Annotated in this window: 9 protein-coding genes and 1 pseudogene; 4 read left to right on the top strand and 6 right to left on the bottom strand. The window is 75.3% G+C overall.

All coding sequences use genetic code 11. The annotated features are described in order from the left end of the window. The 4 genes from ACFWOG_RS34455 to ACFWOG_RS34440 form a co-directional block, all read right to left on the bottom strand. Window positions 1-1446: ATP-binding protein (locus ACFWOG_RS34455; RefSeq protein WP_380363185.1), on the bottom strand; the 1446-nt coding region annotated here is incomplete at its 3' end. A gap of 60 nt (window positions 1447-1506) precedes the next feature. After that, window positions 1507-2538: an MBL fold metallo-hydrolase gene (locus tag ACFWOG_RS34450; RefSeq protein WP_329948621.1), complete on the bottom strand. Its 1032-nt coding sequence runs from the start codon at window positions 2536-2538 to the stop codon at window positions 1507-1509. Window positions 2539-2712: 174 nt separating this feature from the next. Continuing rightward, entirely contained in the window at window positions 2713-3459 is a 747-nt protein-coding gene (locus ACFWOG_RS34445) for a hypothetical protein (RefSeq protein ID WP_329876414.1), read from the bottom strand. Between the two features lie 236 nt (window positions 3460-3695). Continuing rightward, the gene (locus ACFWOG_RS34440) at window positions 3696-4616 is read right to left on the bottom strand and encodes a GNAT family N-acetyltransferase (RefSeq protein ID WP_380363181.1); all 921 of its coding nucleotides are present in this window, start codon (window positions 4614-4616) and stop codon (window positions 3696-3698) included. A 386-nt stretch (window positions 4617-5002) separates the two neighbouring features. On the opposite strand from ACFWOG_RS34440, the pseudogene ACFWOG_RS34435 reads away from it, so the two are divergent. The 3 genes and pseudogenes from ACFWOG_RS34435 to ACFWOG_RS34425 all read left to right on the top strand — a co-directional run bounded on the left by ACFWOG_RS34435 (window position 5003) and on the right by ACFWOG_RS34425 (window position 8410). Next, window positions 5003-6288: pseudogene (locus ACFWOG_RS34435) on the top strand (DUF692 family multinuclear iron-containing protein). Window positions 6289-6491: 203 nt separating this feature from the next. After that, window positions 6492-7547: a TIGR04222 domain-containing membrane protein gene (locus ACFWOG_RS34430; RefSeq protein ID WP_380363179.1), complete on the top strand. Its 1056-nt coding sequence runs from the start codon at window positions 6492-6494 to the stop codon at window positions 7545-7547. 86 nt (window positions 7548-7633) lie between these two features. Beyond that, window positions 7634-8410 (top strand): TIGR04222 domain-containing membrane protein, encoded by a 777-nt coding sequence (locus ACFWOG_RS34425; protein ID WP_329876419.1) that lies wholly within the window; start codon window positions 7634-7636, stop codon window positions 8408-8410. Window positions 8411-8527: 117 nt separating this feature from the next. Here the strand turns inward: ACFWOG_RS34425 and hemQ are convergent, their stop codons facing one another. Both hemQ and hemG read right to left on the bottom strand, forming a co-directional pair. Beyond that, complete coding sequence (gene hemQ, locus ACFWOG_RS34420) at window positions 8528-9241, bottom strand: hydrogen peroxide-dependent heme synthase (RefSeq protein WP_329876421.1); 714 nt, start codon at window positions 9239-9241, stop codon at window positions 8528-8530. Then, entirely contained in the window at window positions 9238-10674 is a 1437-nt protein-coding gene (hemG, locus tag ACFWOG_RS34415; RefSeq protein WP_329876423.1) for a protoporphyrinogen oxidase, read from the bottom strand. Before hemG ends, hemQ begins: the two co-directional genes overlap by 4 nt. Window positions 10675-11129: 455 nt before the next feature. Here hemG and ACFWOG_RS34410 point away from each other — a divergent pair. Then, window positions 11130-12146 (top strand): DUF4349 domain-containing protein (locus ACFWOG_RS34410; protein WP_380363175.1); only part of this gene is annotated, 1017 nt, incomplete at its 3' end.

Here is a 12146-nt window from a genome sequence, read left to right as displayed (position 1 = left end):
GGACTCACCGGACCCGCCTGCCGCACCGGAGCGGTCCCCGGACCGGCGGGTGTACGGCGTCGGGACCGCCTGCACGGTGGGCGCCGGGGCGGGCCCGGCCCCGGCCCGCAGCGGCAGCGGGGTGAGCACCGAGAGCTGCTGCCCCTCGTCCATGACGGTCAGCAGTCCGGCCGGGACCCGCACGATGGTCCGCATGCCGCCGTACGGGGAGGGCTCGATGTGGCAGGAGAAGCCGTACTGGCGGGCCAGCTTGCCGACCACGGCGAAGCCGGTCTTCGGCGGGTTGCCCAGCTCGGTGAGCAGGACCTCGGGGGGACCTGACAGCAGCCGGCGGGCCCGGCTCAGCTGGTCCTCCTCCATCCCGATGCCGCTGTCGTCGACGATCACCAGCGCGCCCCGGCCGCCCTGCTGGACGGTCACCGGGACGTCCGTCTCCGGGTGCGAGTACGCGGTGGCGTTGGCGAGGAGCTCGGCGACGGCGATGGCCAGCGGCTCGGCGGCCCGGGCGACCACCGCCAGCCGGCTCTCCCGCAGGTGGTTGGCGACCTTGATCCGGGCGTAACCGGGCACCCGGGAGAGCGCGCCGACCACCACCTCGGCGAGCGGCGAGTCGGTGCGGGCCAGGCCGGGCCAGGCCTCGCAGAGCACGGCGACGGTCTGGATGCGGCGCAGCGCGACCTCGTTGCGGAAGTCGACCTCCAGCAGCCGGGGGTCGTCGTTGTCGTGCTGGAGCTGCTGGACCAGGCTCTGGATCTGGTAGAGCAGGGTCTGGATCTTGGAGGTGGCCCCGCGCATCGCGGAGCGGGCGGCGGCGTCGACCCGTTCGCGCTCGTCGGTCACGGCGGCGGCCGCGGCGTCGAGGACGGCCTGGAGCGTCTGGACGGCCTCCGGGCCGACGGCGGCCGGGTCGAGCGGTCCGGCGACCGGCGCGTTGGGGTGGCTGAGCCGGAGGGCGGCGGCGGCCACGCGTTCGGTGGCGAGGTGGCCGATCTCGGCCAGCAGGGCCGCGGCCTGCCGCACGGCGGCGGCGGCGCGCTCCTCGGCGGTCTCGGCGGCGAGCCGGGCCTCCGACGCCGTGCGGCCGGCGACGGTCGCGGCCTGCTCGGCCCCGGCCGTCGCGCGTTCGGCCTCGACGGCCCGGCGGACGGCCTCCGCGGTGCCGCGCTCCGCCTCGTGCGCCCGGTCCTCGGCGGCCAGTGCGCGGTCCGCCGCCTGCCGGGCCTCGTCGGCCGAGCGCCGGGCCTCGGCCCGGGCCTCGCGGGCCCGCTCCTCGCCGAGGAGGGCCCGGTTCTCGGCGGCGCGGGCGGCTTCCTCGGTCCGGGCCGCCCCGGCCGCCGCGGTGGCGGCCCGGGCCAGCGCCCGGGAGCGGGCGCGCGCCAGGACGGCCGTCGCCGCGAGCGCGGCGACCGCGATCAGTGCCAGGGCCGGCAACACGAGCTGCGTCATCGACGTCCTCGGAGGTCCTCGGTCGGAGGGGCGGGGTCGCCCCGGGGGGTGTCCGGCGGCTCAGGCCCGGGTGGTCGTGCCGCCCGTCCCGTTCCGCGGCCGGGGCGTGCGCCGATCAGTGTCCTCGTCCAACTCCCGCGCCACCAGGGCCACCTGGCTCATCGCCTCCAGGACGTTCGGCACCTCCGTGCCGTCCAGGTGCCGGTACTCGGCGCCGATGGTGAGCACCAGCCGCTCGGGCAGGCCGAGTTCGGGGTAGCGCTGCTCGGCGATGATCCGGCGGGCCGCGTCCAGCGCGGGGATCCCGGCGGCGTGCAGGGCGTGCGCGCGCTCGCGCAGGTGGCCGAGGTAGGCGATGTGTTCCCGGACGCCGGCACGGCCGAGCACCGGTCCGTGTCCCGGGACGAAGATCTCGGCACCGGTCGCCAGGATGCGCTCGCAGGCGGCGATGATGTTCTCCAACGGCCCCGCCCAGTGCGAGGGGTGATCGCCGGGCTGTTCGGCGCTCGATCCGAAGATCACGTCACCGGTGAACACCGCCCGCTGGTGCGGGAGGTGGACGATCAGGTCGCCACCGGTGTGCGCGGACGGGAGCCCGGTGATCTGCACGGGGTACTCCCCCACCCGCAGCTCCAGCTCGCCGTGGAAGACGGTGTCGGGCCGGACGGGCTCGGTCTGCGACCAGTCGAACTGGCCGAAGTGGCGCCGGAGGTAGCCGCCGAGCAGCGAGTCCGGGTCGCTGCTCGCGACCAGGGCGTGCTGCTGCTTGGGCGTCGGCTCGTAGTGGATGTGCTCCAGCGCCTCGCGGGTGGCGATGATCTCCGCCCCGGGGAGCACGCCGGCGCCCCAGAGGTGGTCGCCGTTGGCGTGTGTGACGATCACCCGGTCGACGGTGACGCCGTCGGCGAGCCGCTTGCGGCTCTCGGTGAGGAACTCCGCGGCGAGCGAGGGGTCGTAGGGCGTGTCGATCCAGAGCGCCGTCCTCGGCGAAGCCAGCAGCCCGCAGTTGGCGAGACCCCATCCGCGCTTCGGGGGAAGCCAGACGTACAGGTCATCGGCAATCGTGCTCACGTTCGCACGGTTGATCGTCATGGGCGCGATTATGCCGATGATGTGACAGGAGTGGAGCAAGGCCTCTGCAATTCAAGACAATTCCTGTCACGGACCATCCTGTCCTGTCCCGATTCCTCCCCCCTTGCACCACGCCCGGTCCAGGCCGTTCCGTCCCGTCGGGCAGGGCCCACCGGGGGACGGTCCGTCGGCGTCTCAGACCAGGGGCAGGGGCCGGCACACCTCGACGGTGACGTCGACGGTGTCGAGGCCGATGACCCGGCCCTCGACGGCGACGAATCCTTTCTCCCCGGAACGGAAGAGCGCGGCCAGCGGGGACTGCCGGCCGGCGGCCCCCAGGGCCTCGACGGCCATCGCGGACCCGAAGGCGAAGACGCCGCAGAGCACGATGCAGGGGGCGTGCCGGGAGGTGCGGGTGACGAAGACGAAGCCGTGGTCGCGGACCAGCTCGTCGGCGGCGTTGTACTGGGCCTCGAACGCCATGCCGCCCCAACGGGCCCGGGCCGCCCGGGGGTGTTCCAGCCGGAAGTCCGGGAAGTCGCCGGCGAGCACGCTGGCCGAGTAGGCGTTGACGCTCGGTCCACCTATCGAGAAGGTCGGCATCCGCGGGTCCTGGGCGCCGGCGGTGACCAGCTCGATGGTCGCCTTCCGGTTGATCTTCCGCAGCAGGTCGGTGAGTTCGGCGATCGCCCGGGCCTCGGCCATCGGCATGAAGAGCACGTTCTTCGGCCCCCGGCTGGTGAGCCGGCAGCCGTCCTTGGCGTAGGCGAACTCCGCCACCTCGATGCTGGGGGTGACGATCTGCACCCGCCCGTACGGCGCGAGCAGCGCGCGCAGGAAGCCGTAGCGCAGGAAGAGGCGGGTGCGGGCGAGGGACCGGGCGGCGACGAAGCCGATCACGGCCGGGAAGAACCCGACCAGGATCTGCAGGAGGATCTCCATGGCACCCCTCGCGCGAACGACTCGGGCACGAACTGTCTGCGCTGAGGTGATGCCCCGTAGAACACCAGAAACTCCCGACACTGCAGCCCACCCGGCGCCGGCCACGCGAAATGCGCCCACTTCACCCGTTCGGGTGACACCCAGTCACGCCCGCCGCGGTTCCGGCCGACCGGCCCGGCCTCACCGCCGCCCGACTTCGCCGGCGGCGTCCGTCGGGCCGGCCGCCGACCGGCGTCTCAGCCCAGCTTCTTGGTGAACTTCCGCTCGCTGGCGCACTGCTCGTACCCGAGCCAGGCGTTGATCGCCAGCATCGGCGCGTTGGTCGCGTCGTTGGAGGTGTACGCCCGGAGCAACCCGGCCTCGCGGGCCCGGCGCAGCGACTCCAGCTTGGCCAGCTTGCTCAGGCCCCGGCCCCGGTACTCCCGGCGACAGGCGGTGAACGCCGACCAGTACCGGTCCACGCCGTCCGTGTGCACCGCGCTGAACGCGGCCGGCTCACCGTCGACCACGGCCACGACGGTCAGGTCGCGGTCGTGGTCCGGGTGGATCCAGTCGCCGTTCAGGAACTCCTCGAAGTCGGCGGCGTCCATCTCGATCTCGCCCGGCTCGTCCCGGATGGCGTCCGCCTCGATCACGAAGATCGGGTACGGGTCGGCCGCCCACTCGCTCGCCGGGCGCATCTCGACGCCGGCCGGCAGCGGCGGGGCCTCCGGCAGCGGCAGCGTCAGGTCACGGCCGCCGAAGTGGGCCACCCGGCCCTCGGTGAAGCCGCGGGCCCGGGCGAAGGCCAACGCGTCCTCGTCCTCGTCCACCCAGCTGTGCACCTCGACCACGCCGTGCTCGGCCAGGTGCCGCTCGGCGGCGGCCAGCAGGCCGGTGAAGACACCGCGCCGCCGGTACTCGGGCAGCACGCTGCCGTTGGCGTAGCCGATGCCCTTGGTCGTCGTGCCGGTGACCAGCGCGCAACGGACCGACCCGACCACCCGGCCGTCCAGCTCCGCCACGAAGGTGCGGAAGTGCGCACCCTCGGCCTGGTGGGCGGCGTGCCAGGCGAAGGCCTCGGCCGTCATCACCAGGTGGTCGCGGCCGGCACGGTGGGCCGCCGCGGCGGCCTCGGCGTCGCCGGGGCGGAAGTCACGAATTATCAGTGTTGTCATAGGTGCGTCACGCTAACCCGCGGCGGGCTCGTACGCAGCCGATTATTCTCCGGGCCCGAGGCCCGCCCCACCGGCCCCACCTGCGAAGAAGTCACGGGAAGGGGACCAAAGTCCCTCACCCGCGTGCCGCCAAGCTCAAATAATGCTCTGAGATGTCCGGGTGAGGCTTGGCAGCGGTACCGTCCGGGGACATCCTCAGCAGCACAGCCCGGTGGCCCTGGCGACGAGGCCCGCGCCGACCGACGGCTCCCCACCAGCCCTCAGAAGGGGGCGCACCCATGACCTCTCCTGCACTGCGAGCGCCCGCGACGACGACGGGGACCACCACCGGCACGGCCGGCAGCACCGCCACGGCCGGCACGGCCCGTGCCGCCGGCCGGCTCGGCATCGGCCTCGGCTGGCGCAGCGAGATCGACACCGTGGTGGAGCGGCAGCCCGGCCTGGACTGGGTCGAGGTCGTCGCCGAGAACGTCTGCGCCGACCACCTGCCCGAGTCCCTGACCGTCCTCCTCGCCCGCGGCCTGACCGTGATCCCGCACGGCGTCTCGCTCGGCCTCGGCGGCGCCGACCGGCCCGACCCGGCCCGCCTGGCCAGGCTCGCCGAGACCGCCGGGGCCCTCGGGTCCCCGCTGGTCACCGAGCACCTGGCCTTCGTCCGGGCCGGTGGCCTGGAGGCCGGCCACCTGCTGCCGGTGCCGCGCACCCGCGACGCCCTGGACGTCATCGCCGAGAACGTCCGGATCGCCCAGGACCAGCTCCCGGTCCCGCTGGCGCTGGAGAACATCGCCGCCCAGCTGGCCTGGCCGGACGACGAGCTGACCGAGGGGCAGTTCCTCGCCGAGCTGGTCGAACGGACCGGCGTCCGGCTGCTGATCGACGTCGCCAACCTGCACACCAACCGGGTCAACCTCGGGATCGACCCGGCCGCCGAGCTGGACCGCCTGCCGCTGGAGGCCCTCGCCTACGTGCACGTCGCGGGCGGCACCATGATCGACGGGGTCTGGCACGACACCCACGCCCACCCGGTCACCGAGCCGGTGCTGGAGGTGCTGGCCGAGCTCTGCGCCCGGGTCGCCCCGCCCGGCGTGCTGCTGGAGCGCGACGCCGCCTTCCCGCCGCCCGCCGAACTGGCCGCCGAACTCGACGCCGTGCGCCGGGTGCTGGACGGCGGTGGCCCACGGTGACCGCCACCGACGAGGCCCGGGAGCGGCTGGCCGCCCGGCAGACCGACCTGCTCACCGCCCTGGTGGCCGGCGGGCCGGTGCCGCCCGGCTTCGATCCGGCCCAGGTCCGCGCCCAGTCCGCCGCCCTGGCAGCCAAGCGCCGTGACACCGCCGCCAAGGTGGCACCGGCACTGCCGCGCCTGCTCGGGCCGCAGTACGGGCCGCTCTTCCTCGCCTACGCCCGACGGCACCCGCAGACCGGCGGCTACCGCGCCGACGCCCGCGCCTTCGCCGCCTGGGCGCTCGCCGAACCGCCCCGCCGGGCAACGGACGACCCGACAACGGACGACCCGGCGACGCGCGACCCGGCGACGGAAGGCACCGCAGCCGCCCCGCTCGACGCCGAACGGCGCCGGGCCCTGGAACGCTGGCTGCGCCCGGCCCCCGAACGACCGCCCGGCCCGCTCGCCCGCCTGCGCCGCGCCCTGCGGCCCGGCAGCCGGACCTGACACCCGGCGGCCCGGCCGCAGCAGGCGAGCACCGGAGCTCGCACCACGTCACCGGGTCCGCGCACCGTTCGCCGGACCCCACGAACGACCCACCACACACCGGGCGCCGGACCCCGCGCACCCGAAACCCGCACCGGGCCGCCAGGCCCCGCGCACCAGAACGAGCGGCACCAGAACGCTCACGTCCCGGGGGGAATCCGCCCATGTGGCACAACAGCTACTTCCTCGTCCCCGCCCTCCTGCTGTTCGCCGCCGCGCTGTACGCCGCGCAGGCCAAGCGGGCCGCCAAGCGCGTGCCGTCCCCCAAGGGCCTGCCCGGCCGCGGCCTGCCGCTGCTGGACACCGCCTTCCTCGCCGGCGGCCCCGGCCGGGTCTTCGACACCGCCTTCGTCCGGATGCACCGGGACGGCCGCGCCGTCCTGAACCGCGCCGGCCTCGTCACCCTCACCGGCACCCTGGCGTTCGACGCCGTCGACCAGGCCGTCATCGAGGCGGCCGGCCCGTCCCGGAGCGGCGAGCTCGGCGCCCTGCGCCGCGCGGTGATGCGCTCCGCCGCCGTCCAGGAGATCGGCGACCGGCTCGCCGACCGCGGTCTGCTGCGCGACCCCGTGCGGCTGCGGCGGGCCAGGTCCGCCCGCCGGCTGCTCTGGATAGCCCTGCTCGACGTGGTGGTCTTCGCCGTCGCCGCCTACCTGCTGGACTCCGACGAGCCCGGCTACGACCGCCCGGCGCTCTGGGCCCCGCTGGTCATGCTCGGGTTCGGCCTGTTCTCGCTGCCGGCCAGCTGGCCGCTCAAGGGCCGGATCACGCCCGCCGGGCGGCGTCAGCTCACCCTGATGAACACCGGCAAGCCGTGGAAGCCCTCCGACCGGCCGGCCCCCCTGCACGCCCGCGACGCCACGTTGCTCGGTGCCGTGGCGCTCGGCGGCCTCACCACCGCCGAGCTGGCCGACGAGCAGCTGCGGGAGGCGATGCTCGCCTCGGCGGCGGCCGACCAGGCCGCCCGGTCCGCCGCCCACACCGGCGCCGGCTCCTCCTCGTCCTCCTCGTCCGGCTCGTCCTCCTCGTCCTGCGGCACCGCGGGCACCTGGTGCGGCTCCTCCTCCGACTCCGGTTCCTCCGGTTCGGGCTGCGGCGGAAGCAGCGGCTGCGGGTCGTCGAGCGGCGGGTCCTCCTCGTCGAGCTGCGGGTCGAGCTCCGGGTCCTCCTGCAGCTCCTCCTCCAGCTGCGGCGGAGGCGGAGGCGGCTGCGGTTCCTGACCACCGCCCGCCCCGGACGTCACAGTTCGGTATCGCGGTCCGGGAATGCGTTCCACCCACGACGGCGGCGGGTCTACAACAACCCCATGTGGTTGCTCTTCCTGCTCCCGGCCTGCGTCGCCGCGGTCCTCTCCTGCATCCGGCTGGTCCGGACGGCCGCGACCGCCGACGCCCTGGCCGGGCAGGAGGGCCCACGGCCGGCCGAGGCGGTCGGGATCGGGCTCTACGAGACGGCCTACCTGGCCGGCGGCCCGGACCGGGTGGTGGAGCTGGCACTCGTCCTGATGGCGTCCCGGGGCCGGCTGCACCTGGCCCACACCGGGTGGACGACGGTCGTCGACCCGCGCGGCCGCAGCCGGCTCGAACGCGCGGTGCTCGCCACCGTCGGCCCCGAGGGCCAGTGCCGCACGGACGACCTGCGCGAGGCGATGGGCGCCCACCCCACCGTGCTGGAGATCGGCAGCCGGCTCTCGCTCGCCGGGCTGGCGACCCCGGCGGCCGTCCAGCGGCGCACCGTCCTGGTGATCCGGCAGGTCCGGCAGGCGCTGCTGCTCTCGCTGGTCCTGCTGGCCGCCGCGCTGGCCACCGGCGTCCTGGTGGACGGTGACGCGCTGGCACCGCTGGCCTGGTTCTCGCTGCCGCTGGTGCTCACCGCCGGGACCCTGCTGATGGCCCGGGTCGACGTCTACCCGTACACCGGTTGGGCCTCGCCGGTCGGCCAGGAGGTGCTCCGCGAAGTCCGCCCACCGCGCCAGCACGGCCTCACCGACGACGACGAGCGCGAACTGTTCACCGCCGTCGCCATGAACGGCACCGACGCCCACCCCGACGCCCGCCTCCGCGCGGCCCTCCGCCGGCACTGAGGGTCCGGCCGGACCGGCGGCCCCGACCACGCCACGACGCCCGGACGCAGCGATGCCGGCCTGCCGGGACGAGCCCCGCAGACCGGCGTCCTCGGCCGCGTTCGACGGCCGGTGGCCTCAGACGAGGCCGTTGAGCAGCTCGCTGACCGGCTTGCGGCGCCCGGTGAAGAACGGCACCTCCTCGCGGACGTGCAGCCGGGCCCGGGAGGGACGCAGGTCGCGCATCAGGTCCACGATGCGGTGCAGCTCGTCCGCCTCGAAGGCGAGCAGCCACTCGTAGTCGCCCAGCGCGAACGAGGCGACCGTGTTGGCCCGCACGTCCGGGTAGCCGCGCGCCATCTGGCCGTGCTCGGCGAGCATCGCGCGCCGCTCGGCGTCCGGCAGCAGGTACCACTCGTAGGAGCGGACGAACGGGTAGACGCACACGTAGTCGCGCGGGCGCTCGTCGGCGAGGAACGCCGGGATGTGCGACTTGTTGAACTCGGCCGGGCGGTGCAGCGCCATGTTCGACCAGACCGGCTCCAGCTCCCGGCCCAGGCCGGTGCGGCGGAAGCGGTTGTACGCCTCCTGGAGGTCGTCGGAGTCGGCGGCGTGCCACCAGACCAGGATGTCGGCGTCGGCGCGCAGACCGGACACGTCGTAGGTACCGCGCACCGTGACGTCCTTGGCGTCGAGCTGGGCGAACAGCTCGTCCACCTCGGCGGCCAGGCCGGTGCGGTCCTCGGGCAGTGCGCCCTTGAGCTTGAACACCGACCACATGGTGTAGCGGATGACCTGGTTCAGGTCCCGTGCCTTCTTCTTCTCCGGCTGCTGCTCAACGGTCTCAGTCATGCGCCCATTGTCCTCTCCGTGACGTTCTCCCCGGTCAGCGGGGTCAGCACTCCGTCGAGCCCGGCGACGGCCGTCCGGGCGCTCGCGATGCACGCCGGGATGCCCACCCCGTCGTACGCGGCCCCGCACAGCGCCAGCGCGCCGACCCGGTCCGCGGCAGCCCGGATCCTGGCCACCCGGTCCAGGTGGCCGACCGGGTACTGCGGCAGGCCGGCCCGCCAACGGGTGACGGCGGTGTCGTACGGGCGGGCGGTCAGTCCGATCGCCTCGCCCAGGTCGGCCAGCGATCCGGCGACCAGTTCCTCGTCCGGCAGTTCCAGCGGCTCCTCCTCGCGCAGCCGGCCCAGCGAGGTGCGCAGCACGAACGCGTCCGGGGCGGAGCGCTCCAGCCAGCCCCACTTGTTGGAGGAGAAGGTCGACGCCTTGATCCGGCGGCCGTCCACCGGCGGCACCAGGAAGCCGCTGCCGGCCGGCGGCTCCGGCAGGTCGGAACGCCGGAACGCCAGGGTGACCAGGGCCATCCCCGCGTACTCGACGGCGTCCAGCTCGACGGCCGCGGCCGGTGCGTCGGCGCGCAGCAGCCGGGCGGCGGCAGGCGCGGGCACGGCCAGCACCACGGCGGTGGCGTGCAGTTCCCCGCCGTCGCCGGTCGCGACCCGCCAGCCGTCCGGGGTGCGGCGCAGCCCGGTCACGGCGGTGCGGGTGCGCAGGTCGACGCCGGCTCCGGCGCAGGCGGCGGCGACCGCCGTCGGCAGGGTGCCGAGGCCGCCGCGCAGACCCTGGAAGACGGGGGTCCCGGCGGTCTGCGGCCGGGTGGCCAGTTCGTGCACGCCGGCGACCAGCGAGCCGCCGCCGCGGGCGACGGGCAGCAGGGCGGGGACGGCGGCACGCAGCGAGATCTCGTCGGCGCGGCCGGCGTAGACACCTCCGAGCAGCGGCTCGACCAGCCGGTCCACCACCTCGCGGCCGAGCCGGTCGGCGACGTACCGCCCGATCGCGACGTCGTCCGTGACGGCCTCGCCGGCCCCCTCGTGCCGGGCCCGTTCCAGGCCCTCGGCGCTCAGTACCCCGGAGGCCTCCAGCGCGGCGAGGTCTCCCGGAACGCCCATCACCTGTCCGCCGGGCAGGGGCCGCAGCGCGCCCCTCGTCCAGATCGCGGCCCTGGCGGTGGTCGGCGGTTCCAGTTCCCCGTCCAGTCCGACCGCGCGCGCCAGGTCGACCGCCTCGGGCCGCCGGGCCAGCATCGACTCGGCCCCGAGGTCCACCCGGACCCCGCCCACCTCGCCGCCCCAGAGCTTCCCACCCAGCCGGTCGGACGCCTCCAGCAGCGTCACCCGCGCCCGGGCCGCTCCCCCGGCGGCCCCGCTGAGCACGGCGGCCGCGGTCAGCCCCGCGATCCCGCCGCCGATCACGACGACATGTGCTTGCGACATGCCTCGCAGTCTTGCAGGTCTTTACACCTTTGCCTCAATCCGCCCGCTTCCGCCCGTTCGAGGCCCCGGGGGCGGGGGCGGGCGCGACATCCGCGCGCGCGAACCACGTCCGGTCGGGGTCGTACGGGAGGTCGGCGCCCGGATGTCCGGCGGGGCGGTGCGGCGGGGTGACGGCGGCACTGCTGCGGCGGGCGGGGAGCGTGGTGGAGACGGTCCGACGCCTTGTCCGGGCCGCAGCCGAGCTGTGATCGAGCTGCGACCCCCGGAGCGGGTCCGATCCGGCTCCGCGCCCGTCGAATGGTCCGGGTGCCGGAAGGAATCGGCGCCGGAACTGTGGACGCGGGGAGGACTCGATCGTGGAACGAGGACGGCGGAGAGCGGGGGCGCTGGCGGCGGTGGCCGTGGCGGCGGTACTGGCCGGGGGGTGCAGCGCGTCCGACAAGAGGGACAGCAGCATGAGCGGCAACGCGGCGCCGGCGGTCGCCGGTGACGCGGCGGCACCGGCAGCCGCGCCGGCCGCGCCGGCCGCGCCGGCCGCACCCGGTGCGGCGGGTGCGGCCTCGGCCGCTCAGAAGGCCGCGCCGGAGGCGGGTGCCGGCAAGCCGAACGCGGTGCCGGTGGCGGACACCCGTCAGATCGCCTACAGCGCGCAGTTGTCCGTCCGGGTGGCGAAGGCGGACGCCGCGCTGGCGCGGGCCCGCGACCTGGCGGTCGGGGCGGGCGGCTACGTGGCGAGCGAGACGGTGAGCGGTTCCGCCGGGGTCCCCGGCGGCGGAGGGGGTGGCAAGCGCCCGGTCGACATGGATCCGCCCGGCCCGCAGAGCGGGCAGCTGACGGTGAAGGTGCCGTCGGCGGCGTTCCAGCAGACGCTGGACCAGCTGGCCGGGCTGGGCGAGGTGTTGTCCCGCCGCAGCCAGGCGGACGACCTGACCCAGCAGGTCGCGGACGTCGGCAGCCGGGTGCAGACCCAGCAGGTGAGCGTGGACCGGGTCCGGGCGCTGATGGCGCAGGCGAAGACGCTGGCCGAGATCACCAGCCTGGAGGGCGAGTTGAGCCGCCGCGAGGCGGACCTGGAGTCCCTGCAGAAGCAGCTGAAGGAGCTGTCGGCGAAGACCTCGCTGTCCACCATCACGCTGGACGTCCGGCAGCGGGCGGACACCCCGGCGCCGGACGAGCCGGATGCCGAGGACGACGACGGCTTCTGGACCTCGGTCGGTGACGCGCTGGGCGGCGGCTGGGACGTGCTGGCGGCGATCGTGCGCGGCGTCGCGGTCGCGGTGGCCGCGGCGGCGCCGTTCCTGCTGGTCGCCGGACCGGTGGCGCTGGTGCTCTGGGTGCTGCGCCGGCGGCGGCGGGCCGGAGCGGGGACGGCACCGGTCACCCCGGTCACCCCGGACGGTCAAGGTGGGCAGGGCGGTCAGGGCGGGCAGGGCGGGCAGGGCGATCGGCCGGCGGCACCCGAGGTCCCCGCC

The sequence above is a fragment of the Kitasatospora sp. NPDC058406 genome (genome assembly GCF_042722765.1).
Lineage (GTDB): Bacteria > Actinomycetota > Actinomycetes > Streptomycetales > Streptomycetaceae > Kitasatospora.
The sequence above is the reverse complement of the archived record's forward strand: the minus strand, read 5'-3'. Positions and strand labels throughout refer to the sequence as shown.